This is a genomic window from Rhodococcus sp. 1R11, assembly GCF_004563845.1.
Lineage (GTDB): Bacteria > Actinomycetota > Actinomycetes > Mycobacteriales > Mycobacteriaceae > Rhodococcoides.
This window is the reverse complement of the sequence record NZ_SPNG01000013.1, coordinates 86,443-106,306: the sequence shown is the minus strand read 5'-3', so window position 1 is coordinate 106,306 and position 19,864 is coordinate 86,443. Positions and strand designations below refer to the sequence as shown.

Below are 19,864 nucleotides of genomic sequence, written 5' to 3'. Positions count from 1 at the left end.
CGCTCGTCAGCCGATCAGCACCGCGTAGCCGGGCTTGATGACGTCGTCGATCAATGCCAGTCGCTCGTCGAACGGCAGGAACGCGGACTTCATCGCATTGATGGTGAATCGCTCGAGGTCACTCCACCCGTAGCCGAACGTATCCACCAGTTTGACCATCTCTCGGCTCATCGAGGTGTCGCTCATCAACCGGTTGTCGGTGTTCACGGTGACGCGAAACCGCAGTCGTGCGAGCAGATCGAAGGGGTGCGTCGCCAACGATTCGACGGCACCGGTCTGCACGTTGGAACTGGGGCACAACTCCAGAGGCATCCTGGTGTCGCGGACGTACGCGGCCAACAAACCCAGTGACGGCGGGCCGTCGGAGTTCGTGGTGATGTCGTCGGTGATTCGCACTCCGTGTCCGAGTCGGTCGGTTCCGCAGAACGCCACCGCTTCCTGGATGGACGGCAGACCGAAGGCCTCGCCCGCGTGAATGGTGAAGTGCGCGTTGCTGGCTCGCATGTATTCGAAGGCGTCGAGATGGCGGCTGGGAGGGAAGCCCGCCTCGGCCCCGGCGATGTCGAAACCCACCACTCCGCGGTCACGGAAACGTACCGTCAGCTCGGCGATCTCCCGCGAACGCGCTGCGTGCCGCATGGCCGTCAGCAGGGTGCCGATGATGATGTTCTTGCCCCGCACCTTCGCGGCGGAGATGCCCGCCTCGAAACCGGCGAGGGTGTGAGTGACGACCTCGTCGAGAGTCAGCCCACGTTCGAGGTGCTGTTCCGGCGCGAAGCGTACTTCCGCGTACACGACGCCGTCGTCGGCCAGATCCTCGGCGCATTCGCGCGCCACCCTGAACAATCCCTCGGGGGTTTGCATGACCGCCACGGTGTGCGCGAAGGTCTCGAGGTAGCGCTCGAGCGATCCGCTGTCCGCTGCATCGCGGAACCACTCCCCCAGAGCGGCACCGTCGGTCGCGGGTAATCCGTCGTATCCGCATTCGTCCGCCAGTTCGAGCACGGTCTGCGGTCGGAGTCCGCCGTCGAGGTGATCGTGGAGCAATGCCTTCGGAGCCGACCTGATCGACGCGAGATCGAGTGGCGCACTGCCACCGATCGAGGACTGAGTGTTCTCCGCGGTGCTCATGTGTCGACGGTAGCGCGCGGCGTGCACGTGCGCGCGTCTGTGCGATCCGCCCGGCGAGTCGTCGAAATCCGGCAATTTCGCCCCTCGGATCAACCGATTCCGTTGCATTGTTACTCCGATGAAAACTAATCCGTCGATACACAGCGGATTCGCGACGGAAATCGTAGTGTTCAACCCGAGACACGTAGGAGGGACTATGTCCACTGTGGAACCGTCGAACACGATCCCGGGCAAGGGACTCAACACCGGCGCGCTCGGGTTGGTCGGCAACATCGTCATCGGCCTGTCCGCCGTCGCCCCGGCCTACAGTTTGGCCGCGACCCTCGGATACGTCGTACTGGCCGTCGGCGACAAAGCACCGTCGATGTTTCTCATCGCCTTCGTTCCGATGCTGCTCACCGCCTTCGCCTACCGCGAACTCGGACGCGACACACCGGACTGCGGAACGTCGTTCACCTGGGGCACCAAGGCCTTCGGGCCCTGGGTCGGCTGGATGGCGGGATGGGGCCTGGCGGTCTCGGCCATCATCGTGCTCGCCAACGTCGCGGAGATCGCGGCCATCTACCTCTTCGAATTCCTGGGGTTCTCCGGTCTGGCCGAATCCACCGCAGCAAAAGTGCTCCTCGGTTCCTTCTTCATCGCCTCGATGACGTACGTCAGCTTCCGCGGCATTCTGATCAGCGAACGCATGCAGAACGTGCTGCTGGTCGTTCAGTTCGGCGTCCTCATCGGAGTATCGGTGACGGCGCTGGTCAAGGTGGGCACGGGAACTGCAGGGCCACAGGCCATCACGCCGCAGTGGAGTTGGCTGGTACCGACCGGAGTTTCCATGTCCGACGCGGCCCAGGCCATCATCCTGTGCATCTTCATCTACTGGGGGTGGGATGCGTGCCTCGCCGTCGGGGAAGAGACGAAGGATTCGGAGAAGACGCCGGGACGCGCCGCCGTGATCACCACCTTGATTCTCGTCGCCACGTACGTTCTCGTCGGGTACGCCGTCCAGTCCTTCGCCGGATTCGGAGACACCGGTATCGGTCTGAACAATCCGGACAACGTCGACGACGTCCTGACCATTCTCGGAGATCCGGTTGCCGGCTCGATCCTGGCGTCTCTGCTGTTGTTGACGGTGTCCATCTCCGCACTGTCCTCGACGCAGACGACCATTCTGCCCACGGCACGCGGAACACTGTCGATGGCCGTCTACGAGGCCATTCCCAAGCGATTCGCCAGTGTCCATCCCAAGTACATGACACCGGGATTCGGCACACTCGTCATGGGCGGTGCCGCGCTGCTGTTCTACCTCGTACTGACGTTCGTCAGCGCCAATGCGCTGCAGGATTCGGTGGCCTCCCTCGGTCTGGCCGTCGCGTTCTACTACGGCATCACCGCGTACGCCTGCGTCTGGTACTTCCGTCGCACCTTGTTCTCGTCGGTACGAAACCTGTTCATGCGGGGCATCTTTCCGCTCCTCGGTGGATTGTCGATGACGTGGGCCTTCGTGCAGAGCGCGGTGGACATGATCAAGCCCGACTACGGCTACACCGTCTACGGTTCGGTCGGTGGTGTGTTCGTGCTCGGCGTCGGCATGCTGGTACTCGGAATCCCACTGATGCTGCTCTGCTTCGTGGGCAACAAGAATTTCTTCCAGGGCAGGACGCTCACCGCGTCCACCGAAGTCAAGGTTCCGGACACGTACTAGAAGAGAAGGACCGAAACTCATGAAGATCACCGTCGGATATCTCGCCACGCCCAGCGGCGACGACGGCGTAGCCCTGGCCACCGCCCTCGCCCGCGCCCTCGACGCGTCCATCGACATCGTGCTGGTCATGGCCGTCGACGAACCTGTCATGGAAGGCAGCGGACCGTATCGAAAAATTCTCGAGGCCAAGGCAAGGGGCTGGGTGGACGACGCGGCTGCCCAGATCCCGTCGGGCATCGAGGTAACCACGCACGTGCTCAGCCACGAGTCGTTCGCCCGCGCCCTGATCGACTTCGCGGTGAACACCGATGCCGACATGATCGTCGTCGGCGGTGCCCGTGACGGCCTGCTGAACCGACATTCGATCGGCTCGGTCGCCGGTCAGCTTCTGCACGCCTCGGAAGTTCCGCTGGCACTTGCGCCTCGGGGCTACCGGCTCTCCAGCGCACCGATCACCGATCTCACCGTCGCCGTCCCCACCCGGTCATCCGCCCCGAACCCGTTGCCGTTCGCTCTCACTCTCGCCAGCGCTGCACACGTGCCTCTTCGATTGGTCTCGCTGGTCTCTCTGGAATCGACCGGAACCCCGAGCGACGAGACTTCACTGGACGCGCGTCGACGGCAAGTCGCTGCCGCGCAGGAGAATCTGGAACTCGCGGCCCGCACTCTCCCCGGCATCGAGGGCCTGGAATCCGTGGTGGCCGACGGGTCGACGCTGGACGAGGCCGTGGGCAACCTCGAGTGGAAATCGGGCGATGTGTTGTTGCTCGGCTCGAGTCGGCTGGCGACCCCCAAGCGGGTGTTCCTGGGCTCGAGTGCCGCCAAGATTCTGCGTGCTGCCCCGGTTCCGGTGGTCGTCGTTCCGCACGAGTAGAGCGGCTTCGCCGCATGTGAGTAGAAATTCGTAGCAGAGGTCGAGTTTCCGTGCACATGCGGCGAAACCGCTCTGTCAGCTGTCGAAGCCAAGACCCAACGCGTCCATTCCCTTCAGCCACAAACCCCGTCGTCCCTGGTTGCGATCTGCGCGAGCGAATTGTGCACGAGTGATGTTGATCCCGATCGACTTGAGGGGCTCGGGCGGAAACGGCAAAGGCTTGGTACGCACCATCTTCAGTCGCGTGCGCTCGGTGTCCTTGCCGTCGAGTAGATCGAGCGCGGTGCGGGCCCCGAAGTGCGACGCGCCGACGCCGAGGCCGGTGAACCCGGCCACCGACGCCACTCGTCCGTTCATGCCGAGATCCCAGAAGGCACTGAACCGCGAGCACGTGTCGATCGATCCGCCCCAGGCATGGGTCGCACGGATTCCCTCCAGAGTCGGGAACATCTGCAGCAGGTGTTCGGCGAGCAACGCGAACTCTTCTGGATGTTGGGTTCGGCGTGGGTCGGTGTCGCTACCGTAGAAGTAGTGCGCGTCCCACCCGCCGAACAGGATGCGATCGTCCGCCGTCAACCGGAAGTAGTGGAATCGGTTGCCGGAGTCGGCCAATCCTTCGCGGCCGGACCAGCCGATTGCGGCGAGCTGCGCCGGCGTCAGTGGTTCGGTCATGATCACGTAGTCCCACACCGGGACTATCCAGTGACGGAGCTTGCGGCGCAATGATTTCGATGCCGAGGTGGCCAGCAGAACCTTGGCGGCCTCGATGGTGCCGTAGCCAGTCTTCACCCGAATACCGTTGCCGGCCTTGTCGATCGACAAGGCCCGAGTGTTCTCGTGGATACGCACGCCGAGCGACTCCGCCGCGTCGGCCAGGCCCCAGGCGAGTTTGGCCGGATCGATCATCGCGACGTCGGGGTCGAAGAGTGCGCCGCGGGCCATCGGTGAGGCGATTCGGGATTGCACTGCAGCGGCGTCGAGGTATTCCATAGGCTGCGACAGTCGTCTCCCCTCGTCGCCGAGCTCACGCAGGTCGCCCACCTGCCAGTCGAAATTGGCAATGTCGAGCTCGCCGGTGCGTTCGATGTCGGCGTCGATTCCGTACTTCTCCGCTGTCGCACAGATCGCGTCGAGCGTCTCGGTTCCCATCCGCAGCAACTCGGGCAGTTCGTCGGCATACCGGTCGAGTCCGTTGCCCAGTCCGTGCGTCAGGCTGGCCGCGCAGAAGCCGCCGTTGCGCCCGGTCGCACCCTCGGCAATGCGGTCGCCTTCGAGCAAGACAATCGATCGGTCGGGGTTCTCCTCTGCCGCCTGCACTGCTGCCCACAGTCCGGTGAACCCGCCTCCGACCACCACCAGATCGGCAGACGTCGAACCGGAGTGCCGCGGCCTGGGCGTCGGTCGTTCCGGTCGATCGAGCCAGAAGGGCTGCGGCGCTGCTCCGAGAACCATCGCCACGCCGCGATCGGTGGGGGTGGTCGCCCACTGAGCACTCATCTTCGGCGCTCCTGATCGTCTGTTCCTGCAGCGGCGAAAATGGTTCGATGCCAAGGCTTTCGGGCGACACCGGTGATATCGGTCATGACGTGTTTGACGGTGAGGTACTCGTCGAGCGAGTAGCTCGACATGTCCTTACCGAAGCCCGACGCTCCGAACCCGCCGTGCGGCATTTCGCTGATGATCGGAATGTGGTCGTTGATCCACACACAACCGGCCGCGATCTCCCGCGACGCTCGGCCTGCGCGATACAGGTCGCGGGTCCACGCCGAGGCCGCCAGTCCGAACGCGGTGTCGTTGGCCCGCCGAATCGCGTCGTCGTCGCCGTGATGCCTGGACACCGTGAGCACCGGTCCGAACACCTCGTCGCGGTAGGTCTCGTCCTGCTCACCCACATCGGCGATCAACGTCGGCGGGTAGAAAGCACCCCTGCCCTCCGGGACACGGCCTCCGGTGACGATCCGGGCTCCGGTGTCGCGAGCCCGATTCACCATGGCCGCAACACGATCCCGATGTGCGATCGAGATCAGCGAGCCCATGTCGGTCGCCGGATCGGTCGGGTCGCCCATGACGACGCGTTCCATTACTTCGGCCACTCCGGCAACGAAGTCGTCGTAGAGCGAGTCGGCGACGATGGCGCGGGTGGCTGCCGTGCAGTCCTGTCCGCTGTTGATCAACGAACCGGCGACGGCACCGTGCACTGCTGCCTCGAGGTCGGCATCGTCGAACACCACGAAGGGGGCCTTGCCGCCGAGTTCGAGCTGCACCCGGGTGCCGTGCACGGCTGCCTGCGACATCACCTGCCTGCCGACGGGAGTGGACCCGGTGAAGGTCATCAGGTCCAGGCCCGCATGTGAGGACAACGCGACTCCGGCCTCCGCTCCGGTTCCGGTGACCACGTTGAACACCCCGTCGGGTACGCCTGCTTCCGTGGCCAAGCGCGCCAGACGCAACGTGGTCAGCGGCGTGAGTTCACTGGGTTTGAGAACGATCGAGCACCCGGCCGCCAACGCCGGTATCGCCTTCCATACCGCCATTTGCAATGGGTAGTTCCACGGCGTGATCGATCCGACCACGCCGACCGGGTCGCGTCGGATGGCCGAGGTGTGTTCGCCCGAGTACTCGGCCGCTGCCTTGCCGTCCAGATGTCGGGCAGCTCCGGCGAAGAACTCGATGTTGTCGACACTTCCCGGAACGTCGAACTCCGTTGCCAGACGCACGGTTTTGCCGGTGTGGGCCACCTCTTCGACTGCGAACTCGGCGTCGGCCGCGACCGATCGCGCCAACTCGGCGAGCACCGCACCGCGCTGGGCCGGAGTTGCGGTGGCCCACTCCGGTAGCGCCGAGCGCGCTCGAACGATAGCCGTCTCGACGTCCGCCGACGTGGCCAGACCGAACTCGGACACCACGGTTCCGGTCGCCGGGTTCTCGACGCCGCAGCGGTCACCGCTGCCGTCCACTGCGCGTCCATCGATCCAACAACCAGGAATGTTCGCCATGACTGCACGATAACGACCGATCCACGGATTCGCCCGGTTTCCGAACCCACGACAACCGATTCTGTCGTCGCCATCGATATTTATTGCGAATTTCATCGCCGTTCGCTTGTGCCGGCGACGGTGTCGATGACAAGATCGACCAATGCCGGATCAGTCTCCCATCGCACTCGACGACGTCTCCAAGGCCATCATCGAACAACTTCAGGAGGACGGGCGGCGCTCCTACGCCGCGATCGGCAAAGCCGTCGGGCTCTCGGAAGCCGCCGTGCGGCAACGTGTTCAACGCCTGACGGACTCCGGTGTCATGCAGATCGTTGCCGTGACCGATCCGGTACAGGTCGGATTCAAGCGGCAAGCCATGATCGGCATCAAGTGCACCGGAGACAGTCACACTCTGGCCGAGCAACTCTCGGCGATCGACGCGATCGACTACGTGGTCCTCACGGCAGGCTCTTTCGACATCGTGGTCGAAGTGGTGTGCGAGGACGACGAACAACTTCTACGGATTCTCAACAAGCAGATCCGCAGCCTGGACGCGGTCACCAGTACCGAAACTCTGGTCTATCTCAAACTCGTCAAGCAGCAATACAATTGGGGAACACGATGACACGAACGACAGCCGAACTCGACGCCTCCGCAGCCAAGCACCTGTGGGGCCACTTCACCCGTCACGGCGCCGGGGTCACTCCCCCGATCATCACCCGCGGCGAAGGTTCGACCATCTGGGACTCGAACGGCAAGAGTTACATCGACGGACTGTCGGGCCTGTTCGTGGTGCAGGTGGGGCACGGCCGCGAAGAACTGGCCGAGGCCGCAGCGAAGCAGGCCAAGGAATTGGCGTTCTTCCCACTGTGGTCGTACGCCACCGAGCCTGCCATCGAACTCGCCGAACGGCTCGCCGGATACGCCCCTGGGGACCTCAACCGAGTTTTCTTCACCACCGGCGGTGGCGAGGCAGTCGAGAGCGCGTGGAAGCTGGCCAAGCAGTACTTCAAGAAGGTCGGCAAGCCCGGCAAGCACAAGGTGATCTCGCGGGCCATCGCCTATCACGGCACGCCACAGGGTGCGCTCGCGATCACCGGAATCCCCGCGCTCAAGGAACCGTTCGAGCCGTTGACGCCAGGCGCGTTCCGAGTCCCGAACACCAACAACTACCGCGCTCCCGCTCCCCTGGATACCGACCCGAAGGCGTTCGGAATCTGGGCTGCGGATCGCATCGCCGAGGCCATCGAATTCGAGGGCCCCGATTCGGTGGCCGCGGTGTTCCTCGAGCCGGTCCAGAATGCCGGTGGCTGCTTCCCTCCCCCTCCCGGATACTTCGAGCGGGTCCGAGAGATCTGCGACCGCTACGACGTCCTCCTGGTCTCGGACGAGGTCATCTGCGCGTTCGGACGCATCGGATCGATGTTCGCCTGCAACGACTTCGGCTACGTACCCGACATCATCACCTGCGCCAAGGGAATGACCTCGGGCTACTCCCCCATCGGTGCGATGATCGCCTCCGACAGACTGTTCGAGCCGTTCGACGACGGCACCTCGAGCTTCGCCCACGGCTACACGTTCGGTGGGCACCCCGTCTCCGCCGCCGTCGCCATGGCCAATCTCGACGTCTTCGAGCGCGAGGGGATCAACGCGCATGTCGCAGACAAGGCACCGGCGTTTCGCGCGACGCTCGAAAAACTGCACGATCTGCCGATCGTCGGCGATGTGCGCGGCGAAGGGTACTTCTACGGAATCGAATTGGTGAAGGACAAGGCCACGAAGGAAACGTTCAGCGACGCCGAAGCAGAACGCATCCTCCGCGGGTTCCTGTCCACCGCCCTGTTCGACGCCGGGCTGTACTGCCGAGCCGACGACCGCGGCGACCCGGTGGTACAGCTGGCTCCGCCACTGATCTGCGGGCAGAAGGAGTTCGACGAGATGGAACAGATCCTGCGCAGCGTATTGACCGAGGCGGGCAATCTGATCTGACCGACGGCGCTACTGCCCGATACGGTCGATGACGAGGGGGGTCGGCTGCGCGGCGGTGGTGCCGATCTCCCAACTGCCCTCCAGGGCCTGCTGCGCGTAGTCGAACTTCTCCGGGGTGTCGGTGTACAAGGTGGCCAGCCGATCCCCGGCGCGAACCCGATCGCCCGGCTTGGCGTGCAGACGCACGCCCGCTGCGCTCTGCACCGGCTCGCCCTGCCTCTCCCGGCCCGCGCCGAGTCGCCACGCCGCGAGGCCGACGCCCATCGCGTCCACGCCGGTGACGACGCCGTCCTGCGTCGCAGTGAGGTCCTGGCTCTCACGGGCGACGGGTAGCGCGGCGTCGGGGTCGCCGCCCTGAGCCGCGATCATCGTGCGCCACCGGTCCATCGCCGAACCGTCGGCAAGCTTGTCGGCCGGGTCGATTCCCTCGATGCCGGCTGCGGCGAGCATCGTGCGCGCCAGCGTGATCGTCAGCTCCACGATGTCCGCCGGCCCGCCGCCGGCGAGAACCTCCACCGACTCCTGCACTTCGAGCGCGTTGCCCGCGGTGAGGCCGAGCGGAGTGTCCATCGCCGTCAACACCGCGAGCGTCCGTACGCCCGCGTCCGTTCCGAGTTCGACCATCGCCGTTGCCAGTTCGCGTGCATCGTCGACGTTCTTCATGAACGCGCCCGCCCCGACCTTCACATCGAGCACCAACGCGCCGGTGCCCTCGGCGATCTTCTTGCTCATGATCGAACTGGCGATCAACGGAATCGACTCGACGGTTCCGGTGACGTCGCGCAGGGCGTAGAGCTTCTTGTCGGCCGGGGCCAGATCCGCGCCTGCTGCGCAGACCACCGCGCCCACGGCGGGGTCGGCAAGAATCCTGTGCATCTCGTCGCCGCTGAGATCTGCTCGCCACCCGGGGATGGACTCGAGCTTGTCCAAGGTGCCCCCGGTATGCCCGAGCCCGCGACCCGACAGTTGCGGCACCGCGGCTCCGCACGCAGCGACCAAAGGCGCGAGCGGCAGGGTGATCTTGTCCCCGACGCCACCGGTCGAGTGCTTGTCCACGGTCGGGAGCGGCAACGCGGAGAAGTCCATTCGCGTGCCCGACGCGATCATGGCGTTCGTCCACGTGCTCAACTCCCGACGCGACAATCCGCGCAACAGAATTGCCATCGCCAATGCCGACATCTGTTCCGGCGCGACGGTTCCGCGGGTGAACTCGGCGATCACCCACTCGATCTGTTCGTCGTCGAGAACGCGTCCGTCGCGTTTGGCGCTGATGATCGATACGGCGTCAGGCATGGTTGTTCACGCGTCCTTCGTCGAGGTTGTCGGGGCCGAATGCGTCCGGAAGCAACTCTGCCAGCCGACGCGGCCCGGTGGCGGTATCGACGAGCAGATCCGCGCCGCCGAACTCGTACAGCAACTGCCTGCATCGCCCGCACGGCATGAGGATCTCGCGTCGGGAATCGCAACAGGAAAAAGCAACGAGCCTGCCCCCACCGGTCGAGTGCAGGTTCGACACCAACCCGCACTCGGCGCACAGGCCCAAACCGTATGAGACATTTTCCACATTGCACCCGGTGACAATGCGATTGTCGTCCACCAGGGCTGCTGCCCCCACTGGAAAGTTGGAGTACGGGGCGTATGCGCGCCTCATGGCCCCATGGGCATTGTCGCGCAACGCATTCCAGTCGATTTCGTTCATGGTCACCCATCCAATCACGCTGTCTGAATTGATGCAGAGATCCGTCCGAAACCGCCCGAATGAATTGGGAAGGCAAACCTAACACCGGATTTCGGCACCGTACGAACCTCGAGTCGAATTAGTTCCGTGTTTCGAATGGGTTTACAGTTTCTATCAAGCGGCTAGTACAACCAGCACTAGGGCCGAATCGCGACAAATCGAGCCAGGTTAAGCCCGGCCACCGGGCTCGACGCGTCCACCAACGACGTTGGAGGCATTGCACTCGATGAGTAGCACGACGGAAGCCGCTCCGGTCAAGGAGCGCAAGCGGTCTCTGTACCGCGGGGACCCGGGAATGTGGTCCTGGGTTCTGCACCGCATCACAGGCGTGTTGACGTTCTTCTTCTTGTTCGTCCACGTTCTCGACACGGCGATGGTTCGCGTCAATCCCGAGACGTACGACGCCATCATCGAAACCTACAAGACCCCGCTCGTCGGACTGATGGAACTCGGCCTCGTCGCGGCAGTGCTGTACCACGCGTTGAACGGCATCCGAGTCATGCTGATCGACTTCTGGGCCAAGGGACCGCAGTACCAGAAGCTGATGCTCTGGGTCATTGCAGTCGTCTGGCTCGTCGTCATGATCCCGGGCGCGGGACGAATCTTCTACAACATGTTCACGGCGGGTGGTCACTGATGTCGACGCAGGGTCCCGAGGCGAAGGTCCTCGGCACGAACTACGACCGTCCGGCCAGCCTGGCCAACCCGCGTTCGCCGCGGCGTCAGAGCAAGGGCAACTTCGAGCTCTACGCGTGGCTGTTCATGCGCTTCTCCGGCCTCGCACTCGTCGTGCTGGTCCTGGGCCACATGTTCATCATGCTGATGCTCGACGACGGCGTGCACCGCATCAACTTCGCCTTCGTCGCCGGCCGTTGGGCCAGCCCGTTCTGGCAGTTCTGGGATCTGACGATGCTGTGGCTGGCACAGCTGCACGGCGGCAACGGTCTACGCACCATCATCGCCGACTACTCCCGCAAGGACTCGACGCGATTCTGGCTGACGACCTTGCTGGTGCTGTCGATGATCCTCATCATGGGCGTCGGCACCTACGTCATCTTCACCTTCGATCCCAACATCTCGGCGAGCTAAGGACACTGACGCTTACATGCAGGAACATCGTTACGACGTACTGATCGTCGGCGCAGGCGGTGCCGGAATGCGTGCTGCGATCGAGGCCGGACCCCGTGCTCGGACAGCCGTATTGACCAAGCTCTACCCCACCCGCTCCCACACCGGAGCGGCCCAGGGCGGTATGTGTGCCGCCCTGGCCAACGTGGAGGAAGACAACTGGGAGTGGCACACGTTCGACACCGTCAAGGGCGGCGACTACCTCGCCGACCAGGACGCGGTGGAGATCATGGCCAAAGAGGCCATCGACGCCGTGCTCGACCTCGAGAAGATGGGTCTTCCGTTCAACCGGACACCCGAAGGCAAGATCGACCAGCGACGCTTCGGCGGCCACACCCGTGACCACGGCAAGGCCCCCGTGCGCCGCGCGTGCTACGCAGCCGACCGCACCGGTCACATGATTCTGCAGACGCTCTACCAGAACTGCGTCAAGCACGACGTCGAGTTCTACAACGAGTTCTACGCGCTCGATCTCTGCCTGACCGAGACGGACGACGGGCCGGTCGCCACCGGCATTATCGCCTACGAACTCGCCACCGGCGAACTGCACATCTTCCACGCCAAGTCGATCATCTTCGCGACCGGCGGCTCGGGACGTATCTACAAGACGACCTCCAACGCGCACACTCTGACCGGCGACGGCATGAGCATCGTGTTCCGCAAGGGACTTCCCTTGGAGGACATGGAGTTCCACCAGTTCCATCCGACCGGCCTCGCAGGCCTGGGCATCCTCATCTCCGAGGCCGTCCGCGGCGAAGGTGGAATTCTGCGCAACGAGTCGGGTGAACGCTTCATGGAGCGGTACGCCCCGACCATCAAGGACCTCGCTCCCCGCGACATCGTGGCGCGGTCGATGGTGCTCGAGGTTCTCGAGGGACGCGGCGGTGGTCCCAACAAGGACTACGTCTACATCGACGTCACCCACATCCCCGAGGAAGTTCTCGACGAGAAGCTCCCCGACATCATGGAGTTCTCGCGCACCTACCTCGGTGTCGACCCCGTCAAGGAGCCGGTGCCGGTCTACCCGACCTGTCACTACGTCATGGGCGGTATCCCCACCAAGATTCGCGGTGAGGTGCTGCGCAACAACGAGGACATCGTCCCCGGCCTGTACGCGGCAGGTGAGTGCGCCTGTGTGTCGGTACACGGCGCGAACCGTCTCGGAACCAACTCGCTGCTCGACATCAACGTCTTCGGTCGTCGTGCGGGCATCGCCGCGGCCGAGTACGCCAACTCGGTGGACTTCACCCCGCTCCCCGAGGAGCCGGCGAAGATGGTGCAGGACTGGCTCGAGCTGATCCTGTCCGACCACGGTCACGAGCGGGTGGCCGACATCCGTTCCGAGATGCAGCAGTCGATGGACAACAACGCATCGGTCTTCCGTACGCAGGAACGCCTCGAGACGGCGCTGAAGGACGTGCGCGCCCTCAAGGAGCGCTACAACCACATCACCGTCGCGGACAAGGGCAAGCGCTACAACAGCGACCTGCTCGAAGCCATCGAACTCGGCTTCCTGCTCGAAATGGCCGAGGTGACCGTCGTCGGAGCGCTCAATCGCAAGGAATCACGCGGCGGACACGCTCGCGAAGACTTCCCCGATCGCAACGACGCCGAGTACATGAAGCACACCATGGCCTACAAGGAGGGCGAAGGTTTGCTCACCGAGATCCGCCTGGACTACAAGCCGGTAATCCAGACCCGCTACGAGCCGATGGAGCGGAAGTACTGACATGAGCGCACCCACACTGGACAAGAAGTCCGAACAGAACGATCTACCTCCCGTGCCCGACGGCGCGGTCATGGTCACGCTCAAGATCGCTCGTTTCAACCCCGAGAGCGGCGACGGCCAGTACTGGGACACCTTCCAGGTCCCCACGCTGCCCACCGACCGTCTGCTGAACCTGCTGCACTACGTCAAGGGCTACCTCGACGGAACGCTGACGTTCCGTCGCTCGTGCGCCCACGGCGTCTGTGGCAGTGACGCGATGCGCATCAACGGCGTCAACCGTCTCGCTTGCAAGGTGCTGATGCGCGACATGCTGCCGAAGGATTCGTCGAAGACCCTCAACATCACCATCGAGCCCATCCGTGGCTTGCCGGTGGAGAAGGATCTCATCGTCAACATGGAGCCCTTCTTCGACGCGTTCCGCGCCGTGAAGCCGTTCCTCATGACGACGGGCAACGAGCCGACCCGCGAGCGCATTCAGTCGGCTGCGGACCGCGCCCGTTTCGACGACACCACCAAGTGCATCCTGTGCGCGTGCTGCACCACCTCGTGCCCGGTGTTCTGGAGCGACGGAAGCTACTTCGGTCCGGCGGCCATCGTCAACGCGCACCGGTTCATCTTCGACAGCCGTGACGAGGGTGCCACCGAGCGCCTGGACATCCTCAACGACGTCGAGGGTGTGTGGCGCTGCCGCACCACGTTCAACTGCACCGACGCATGCCCTCGTGGCATCCAGGTGACCAAGGCCATCCAGGAAGTCAAGCGCGCACTGCTGTTCGCTCGCTGATCACGACGGCTACGATGAAAGCGCCCCCTCGCACACGCGAAGGGGCGCTTTCGTCTGTCCGTCACACGAACGCGCTGTAACCCGTCACGCCGCGGCCGACGATGAGGTTGTTGATCTGAGCAGTGCCTTCGTACGAGTACAACGCCTCGGCATCGGAGAAGAACCTGATGACGTCGTGCTCGATGAGAATTCCGTTGCCGCCCATGATCTCTCGGGCCCATCCGACCACCTCGCGCAGACGCGTCGTGCAGAACGTCTTCGCGAGCGCCGCATGCTCGTCGTGATGGACGTCGTTGCCCTGCAGTTGTGCGACGCGAACGGCCATCCCGAGGGACGCAGTGATGTTCGCCGTCATCCGCGCGATGAGATCGGCGATGAGCTGGAACGAGGCGATCGGGGCCCCGAACTGCTCCCGTTCGCGCGCGTAGGCGACGGCTCGCTCGTACGCGCCCATCATGACGCCGACGGCTTGGAACGCCACTCCCCCGCGGGTCAACCGAAGCACCTTGGCGGTGTCGGCGAACGAGTTGGCCTCGGCCAGCTTGTTGGCGACCGGGACGCGGCAGTCCTCGAGATGGACGTCGGCGTTCTCCACGGCGCGAAGCGAGTACTTCCCTTCGATCTTCTCGGCCCGGAACCCCTCGAATTCCTTCTCGACCACGAAGCCCTTGACCTCGCCGTCGGCCTCGTCCTTGGCGAAGACGATCGTCAGGTCCGCGAAGGTCGCATTACCGATCCATCGCTTGCTTCCGTTGAGAATCCAATGGTCTCCATCGAGGCGAGCCGTGGTCTCCAGCCCGCCGGCGACGTCCGATCCGCCGTGCGGTTCGGAGAGTCCGAACGCCCCGATCGTCTCCATCCGCCGCATGCTGGGCAACCAGCGCTGCCGCTGCTCCTCGGAGCCGAGGATGGAGATACTGCTCATGGCCAGCGAACTGTGCACGCTGAACATCGTTCCGGTGGACGGATCGACCCGCGCGAACTCCATTTCGAGCCAGCCGGTGAGGAGCTTGCGCGAGGCCTTGCGGTCCACAGGAGTGGAGCCTGCGGAACGACCCGGTTCCTTGAAGGCGTATCCCAGACCCGCGATTTCGAGGTCGGCGATGGCCGGCATCAGGTGTACCGGTGAGACGGCCTTCTCCCAGAACTCGTTGGCTCGCGGCGCAACCTGCTCCTGGAGGAACCGGCGGGTACGCAGCACCACGTCGACTTCGGCCTCGTCGAGCAAGCCCTGATACCCGTAGAAATCCGATTCGAGGAAGTCCGGCGACAGTGGCCCGAGGGGCTCGTGCTTGCTCATGGTCGACTCCTTCGTCCGGTGCCGCGCTCGGGCACCACTACTGCTCTTCTACCCGCCGTGCCCCTGTCTCACCCATCGCGGGTCGTCAGCGACCGAGTTCGTGGGTGAGGGTTGCGAGCTCCTGGCCCCCGGCCATTTCGGTCGTGAGCTCGTCGAGCGAGATGTCGTCGTAGGTGCAATCCAATTTCTGGCGGCCGCGGTCGAGCAGGACGAAATGATCGCCCACCAGGTACGCGTGATGAGGATTGTGGGTGATGAACACGACGCCCAGTCCCTGCTCTTTGGCGGCGGAAATGTAGCGCAGCACCATCCCGGATTGTTTGACTCCCAGCGCCGCGGTGGGCTCGTCGAGAATCAGCACACGGGCTCCGAAGAAGATCGCGCGCGCAATGGCCACGCATTGCCGCTGACCGCCGGACAGCGCCCCGATGGGAGCATCGACATCGGGCAGATCGATGCCCATCTTGCGCAGCTCCTCGATGGTCGTCGCGCGCATGGCGTTCGTGTCCAGAGTCTTGAGAAGCCTTCCCTTCGTGAGCTCCTGGCCGAGAAAGAAGTTGCGCCACACCGGCATCAGCGCGACCACGGCGAGATCCTGGTAGACCGTCGCGATACCCAGGTCGAGAGCATCTCTCGGCGAGTCGAAGGTCCTCGGTGTGCCGTCGACGAACAGCTCCCCCTCGGACTGCTTGTGCAGGCCCGCCATGATCTTGATCAACGTGGACTTGCCCGCGCCGTTGTCACCGAGAACTCCGGTGACCTCACCGGCACCGACGCGTAGGTCGATTCCGTGCAGCGCAACGATGTTGCCGTAGTTCTTACCGACGTTCTTCAGCTCGATGAGCGGCACCGACGTGCCCGACGGCGACTGGACGGGCTGATCCGAGGAGGTAGTCATGCTCACCTTTTCGCCGCGTAGTTACGGAAGGAGTTGTTGGCGATCACGGCGAAGAGGAGCATCGCGCCGAGAAAGAACTTGAACCAGTCGGGATTCCAGCCGGCATACACGATGCCCTGGTTGGTCATTCCGAAGATGAACGCACCGATGAAGGCTCCGACGGCGGTGCCGTACCCACCCGTGAGCAGACACCCTCCGATGACTGCCGCGATGATGTAGAGAAATTCGTTGCCGACGCCTTGGCCGGACTGCACGGTGTCGAACGCGAACAGCAGGTGCATCCCGACGAACCACGCGCAGAACCCTACGAACACGAACAGGCCGATCTTGACCTTGGTCACCGGAACACCGACAGCCCTGGCCGATTCCTGATCGCCGCCGACGGCGAAGATCCAGTTACCGATGCGAGTTCTCATCAGCACCCACGTGGCCACGAGTGTGAACACGACCCACCACACGACGGTGATGCGGATGGAGACCCCGAACAGCGAGAACGACGAGGAGAACACGGCTTTCGCCGAGTCGAAGCCCTGCATGTCCGAGATCGACGGGGTCGCAACCTGTCCGGTGACGAGTTTGGTCACGGCCAGATTGATGCCGGTGAGCATCAGGAACGACGCCAGCGTGATCAGGAACGACGGAATTCTCGTCTTCGTCACCAGATACCCGTTGACGAAGCCGACCGCCGATGCGAGGCCCAGCGCCAGCACAGCTCCGGTCCACACGTTCAGGTGCAGGTTGTAGGCGAGCATCGACGCCATGATCGAGGAGAACGTGACCGCGACCCCGGTGGACAGGTCGAACTCGCCGCCGATCATCAGCAGCGCGACACCGATCGCCATGATTCCGATCGTCGACGACGCATACAGCACGGTCGCCAGCGCCTCGGGAGACCGAAACGGCGGCGCGACGATGCAGAAGAAGACGAAGATGGCGATCGCACCGAACAGGGCGCCCATCTCTGGGCGAATCAGCAAGCGCTGCAACGGTTTCTGCTTCTTCACCCGCTCGTCCAGGATCACGGCGTGCGTTCCCGAAGCCGGGTCGGCCTGTGTTGGCATGATGTTCCTTCCGCGTCCGGACGACGCTCAGCGAGTTCCGTTGCGGGCGTACTCGGCGATGGCCTCGATGTTGGTCGAGTCGACGAAGGCCGGGCCGGTGAGCACCGGGGTGCCGCCGCCGATGGTGTTGCCGTTGTTGAGGTAGAGCCACAGGGAGTCGATGGCGAGATAACCCTGCAGATAGGGCTGCTGATCGATGGCCCAGGCGACATCACCGGACTCGATCGCGTCGACGAGCGCCGCGTTGGTGTCGAACGTGACGACGGTGGCGTCGCTACCGGCATTGGCCTTCGATTGCACCGCGGTCAGTGCGATCGGGGCCGCGAGCGCAACCACGTGGTCGATGCTCGGGTCCTGCTGGAGCTTCGCGGTGATCGTCGCCTCGACCGACGGCATGTCCTTGCTGTTGACGTTCAGAACTTCGGTGCTGCCCCCGGTGAAGCCCTGTCGAACTCCTGCGCAGCGCGCCTCGAGCGCTACTGCACCCTGCTCCTGGATGATGCACAAGGTCTTTCGCGCACCGTCTTCGGTGAGCCGCGCCCCGGCAGCCCTACCCGCGATCGTTTCGTCCTGACCGAAGTACTGCTGCACCCCCATTGCACTCCATGCGTCGTAGCCGGAATTGAAGGCCACGACCGGGATGCCCGCTGCGGTTGCCGCCTCGACAGCCGGAGCCATGGCCTCGGGCTTGGCCAGTGTCAGAGCGATGCCGTCGACCTTCGAGTCGATCGCGCTCTGAACCAGATTGGCTTGATTGGGTGCCTCCGGATCGGCCGAGTAGCGGAGCTCGATGTTGTCCTTGGCGGCTGCGGCCTCGGCTCCCTTTCGAATGAGATCCCAGAAGGTGTCGCCCGGTACCTCGTGGGTGATCATCGCTACCGTCGCCGCAGGCGTGTTCGCCACTCCCGCATTGCTGCCGTTGTCGGTAGATCGTGGTGCCCCACCGGTGCTCGAACAGGCCGACAGCGTCAGCACCATCACCAACCCGAGCGCGACCCCTGCCCCACCGGCGCGGCGTCGAACCGAGCGGAGCGAGCCGGTACGGGCCGCCTGTCGAAATGTCATCCGGGTTCCTCTCGGGCGACCGAGCTGTCGGTAGTACAGCTCGGCGGATCACTGCCTGTACAACGTAATGCCGATCACAGACGATGGACGTAGTTTGGCAGGGCCTTCGAACCGGCCCGCTCCCCGGTGGGTCGCGGCCTCGGTGACCTCTGCAGCGCCTATGGTAATTCGCGATGAAAAGGACTCGAAAGTTCGTAGCCGTGTGGGCGACAGCTCTCGCTCTCGCCGGCGTCGGCGGCGGCCCTGCGCTGGCTCAGCCGGCAGTCGAGCCACCCGTTGTATCGACGACGCCACCGTTCACGACGCCGAACACCGACGCGTGCCCGTTCGCGGCGTCGCCGCCCCCGGCGATCGATTCCTCGGAAGTTCCGGCTCCGGGTAGCACTGCGCCACAACCGGTTCCGATCCCGGCGGACCCGGTAGGCGGATCCCGACTGGCCGAGTGCGGCGCGATCGTACCGGACGGCGCGCCCCCACTACCCGCGGACATCTCGGCAACCGGGTTCGTAGTGGCAGACCTCGATTCCGGATCGGTCGTGGCCGCCAAGGATCCACACGGCCGGCACCGCCCGGCGAGCACGATCAAAATACTGCTCGCCCTCGTCGCCCTGGACGAGCTGGACCTCGGTAAACAGATCACCGCGACGGCCGAGGATGCCGACGCGGAAGGCAGCGCCGTCGGCATCGGGAAGAACGGTGTCTACACCAATCTGCAACTGTTGCAGGGCCTGGTCATGGCGTCGGGAAACGATGCCGCTCATGCCTTGTCGGCTCAGCTGGGCGGCGACGCCGCGACCGTCGAGAAGATGAATGCCAAGGCAGCAGAGTTGGGCGCGCTCGACACACGGACCGCGACCCCCTCCGGCCTGGACGGGCCCGGCATGGCCAGCTCGGCCTACGACCTGGCACTGTTCTACCGGGAGGCCATGCGCAATTCGACCTTCGCGCAACTGATTTCGACCGAGAACGTGCAATTCCCCGGTTACCCGAAGGATCCCACGATCCCCGACGACCAGGACCGCCCCGGTTTCACGCTGTCCAACGACAACCAGCTGCTCTACAACTATCCGGGCGCTCTCGGCGGCAAGACCGGCTACACCGACGATGCCCGCCAGACCTTCGTGGCGGGTGCCGAACGCAACGGTCGCCGTCTGGTCGTGACGATCATGAAAGGCGACGTGCTGCCGATCCGGCCATGGGAACAGGCCGCTCGGCTGCTCGACTACGGGTTCGCCCTCGACCCGAGCAGCAGCGTCGGCGATCTGGTCGAACCGGATTCCACGTCGCCGGTGACGAGTACACGCGCGACCGGCGCGGTGCCGACCCTTGCTCAACCCCCTGCGTCGGCGTCGAGTGCCGAATCGGGTAGCCGACAATCCGATCTGCAGGCGCAGGGCGACACGGTCGTACGCATTGCAATCGGGGTCATCGGAGCATTGGTCGTGGCCGGTTTGCTGTGGGGCGCACGCACGCTCTCCCGCCGCCCCTGA

The 19,864-nt window shown here is 64.3% G+C and carries 18 protein-coding genes; 9 read left to right on the top strand and 9 right to left on the bottom strand.

Annotated elements, in window-relative coordinates; translation table 11 throughout:
- Nucleotides 1-6: 6 nt before the first annotated feature.
- A complete protein-coding gene (locus E4P29_RS21160; protein ID WP_135047071.1) occupies nucleotides 7-1,131 on the bottom strand; it encodes an adenosine deaminase in 1,125 nt (374 codons plus the stop codon).
- A 196-nt stretch (nucleotides 1,132-1,327) separates the two neighbouring features.
- Between E4P29_RS21160 and E4P29_RS21155 the strand changes: the two genes are divergently transcribed.
- Together E4P29_RS21155 and E4P29_RS21150 are read left to right on the top strand one after the other, a co-directional pair.
- The gene (locus E4P29_RS21155) at nucleotides 1,328-2,830 is read left to right on the top strand and encodes an APC family permease (protein ID WP_135047070.1); all 1,503 of its coding nucleotides are present in this window, start codon (nucleotides 1,328-1,330) and stop codon (nucleotides 2,828-2,830) included.
- 19 nt (nucleotides 2,831-2,849) lie between these two features.
- Nucleotides 2,850-3,704 carry a universal stress protein gene (locus E4P29_RS21150; protein ID WP_135047069.1) on the top strand — a complete coding sequence of 285 codons (855 nt, stop codon included), beginning with the start codon at nucleotides 2,850-2,852 and terminating at the stop codon, nucleotides 3,702-3,704.
- A 75-nt stretch (nucleotides 3,705-3,779) separates the two neighbouring features.
- Here E4P29_RS21150 and E4P29_RS21145 read toward each other — a convergent pair whose 3' ends face one another.
- Nucleotides 3,780-5,201 carry an FAD-dependent oxidoreductase gene (locus E4P29_RS21145; protein ID WP_135047068.1) on the bottom strand — a complete coding sequence of 474 codons (1,422 nt, stop codon included), beginning with the start codon at nucleotides 5,199-5,201 and terminating at the stop codon, nucleotides 3,780-3,782.
- Nucleotides 5,198-6,700 (bottom strand): gamma-aminobutyraldehyde dehydrogenase, encoded by a 1,503-nt coding sequence (locus tag E4P29_RS21140; RefSeq protein WP_135047067.1) that lies wholly within the window; start codon nucleotides 6,698-6,700, stop codon nucleotides 5,198-5,200. Before E4P29_RS21140 ends, E4P29_RS21145 begins: the two co-directional genes overlap by 4 nt.
- A gap of 142 nt (nucleotides 6,701-6,842) precedes the next feature.
- Between E4P29_RS21140 and E4P29_RS21135 the strand changes: the two genes are divergently transcribed.
- A complete protein-coding gene (locus E4P29_RS21135) occupies nucleotides 6,843-7,307 on the top strand; it encodes an Lrp/AsnC family transcriptional regulator (protein ID WP_135047066.1) in 465 nt (154 codons plus the stop codon).
- Complete coding sequence (locus tag E4P29_RS21130; protein WP_135047065.1) at nucleotides 7,304-8,671, top strand: aspartate aminotransferase family protein; 1,368 nt, start codon at nucleotides 7,304-7,306, stop codon at nucleotides 8,669-8,671. The genes E4P29_RS21135 and E4P29_RS21130 overlap by 4 nt, the downstream gene beginning before the upstream one ends.
- Nucleotides 8,672-8,680: 9 nt before the next feature.
- On the opposite strand, the gene E4P29_RS21125 is transcribed toward E4P29_RS21130, so the two are convergent.
- Both E4P29_RS21125 and E4P29_RS21120 read right to left on the bottom strand, forming a co-directional pair.
- The gene (locus tag E4P29_RS21125) at nucleotides 8,681-9,964 is read right to left on the bottom strand and encodes a thymidine phosphorylase (protein WP_135047064.1); all 1,284 of its coding nucleotides are present in this window, start codon (nucleotides 9,962-9,964) and stop codon (nucleotides 8,681-8,683) included.
- On the bottom strand, nucleotides 9,957-10,370 hold the full coding sequence (locus E4P29_RS21120) for a cytidine deaminase (protein ID WP_135047063.1): 414 nt from the start codon (nucleotides 10,368-10,370) through the stop codon (nucleotides 9,957-9,959). Before E4P29_RS21120 ends, E4P29_RS21125 begins: the two co-directional genes overlap by 8 nt.
- 265 nt (nucleotides 10,371-10,635) lie before the next feature.
- Here E4P29_RS21120 and sdhC point away from each other — a divergent pair, with 265 nt between their 5' ends.
- Genes sdhC through E4P29_RS21100 form a run of 4 tightly spaced genes read left to right on the top strand, consistent with a single transcriptional unit; the run spans nucleotide 10,636 to nucleotide 14,050 of the window.
- On the top strand, nucleotides 10,636-11,046 hold the full coding sequence (sdhC, locus tag E4P29_RS21115) for a succinate dehydrogenase, cytochrome b556 subunit (RefSeq protein ID WP_072692119.1): 411 nt from the start codon (nucleotides 10,636-10,638) through the stop codon (nucleotides 11,044-11,046).
- Nucleotides 11,046-11,498, top strand: coding sequence for a succinate dehydrogenase hydrophobic membrane anchor subunit (locus tag E4P29_RS21110; protein WP_027496419.1), 453 nt, complete (start codon nucleotides 11,046-11,048; stop codon nucleotides 11,496-11,498). Before sdhC ends, E4P29_RS21110 begins: the two co-directional genes overlap by 1 nt.
- A 16-nt stretch (nucleotides 11,499-11,514) precedes the next feature.
- Nucleotides 11,515-13,266, top strand: a complete 1,752-nt coding sequence (gene sdhA, locus E4P29_RS21105) for a succinate dehydrogenase flavoprotein subunit (RefSeq protein ID WP_027496418.1) — start codon at nucleotides 11,515-11,517, stop codon at nucleotides 13,264-13,266.
- A 1-nt stretch (nucleotide 13,267) separates the two neighbouring features.
- The gene (locus E4P29_RS21100) at nucleotides 13,268-14,050 is read left to right on the top strand and encodes a succinate dehydrogenase iron-sulfur subunit (protein ID WP_027496417.1); all 783 of its coding nucleotides are present in this window, start codon (nucleotides 13,268-13,270) and stop codon (nucleotides 14,048-14,050) included.
- A 61-nt stretch (nucleotides 14,051-14,111) separates the two neighbouring features.
- Here E4P29_RS21100 and E4P29_RS21095 read toward each other — a convergent pair whose 3' ends face one another.
- From E4P29_RS21095 to E4P29_RS21080, 4 genes are all read right to left on the bottom strand, one after another.
- A complete protein-coding gene (locus E4P29_RS21095; protein ID WP_135047062.1) occupies nucleotides 14,112-15,350 on the bottom strand; it encodes an acyl-CoA dehydrogenase family protein in 1,239 nt (412 codons plus the stop codon).
- A gap of 85 nt (nucleotides 15,351-15,435) precedes the next feature.
- Complete coding sequence (locus E4P29_RS21090; RefSeq protein ID WP_135047061.1) at nucleotides 15,436-16,248, bottom strand: ATP-binding cassette domain-containing protein; 813 nt, start codon at nucleotides 16,246-16,248, stop codon at nucleotides 15,436-15,438.
- A 2-nt stretch (nucleotides 16,249-16,250) separates the two neighbouring features.
- Nucleotides 16,251-17,309 carry an ABC transporter permease gene (locus E4P29_RS21085; RefSeq protein WP_032366677.1) on the bottom strand — a complete coding sequence of 353 codons (1,059 nt, stop codon included), beginning with the start codon at nucleotides 17,307-17,309 and terminating at the stop codon, nucleotides 16,251-16,253.
- Nucleotides 17,310-17,336: 27 nt separating this feature from the next.
- Entirely contained in the window at nucleotides 17,337-18,287 is a 951-nt protein-coding gene (locus tag E4P29_RS21080; protein WP_245154441.1) for a substrate-binding domain-containing protein, read from the bottom strand.
- Nucleotides 18,288-18,547: 260 nt separating this feature from the next.
- On the opposite strand from E4P29_RS21080, the gene E4P29_RS21075 reads away from it, so the two are divergent.
- On the top strand, nucleotides 18,548-19,864 hold the full coding sequence (locus E4P29_RS21075) for a D-alanyl-D-alanine carboxypeptidase family protein (protein ID WP_135047059.1): 1,317 nt from the start codon (nucleotides 18,548-18,550) through the stop codon (nucleotides 19,862-19,864).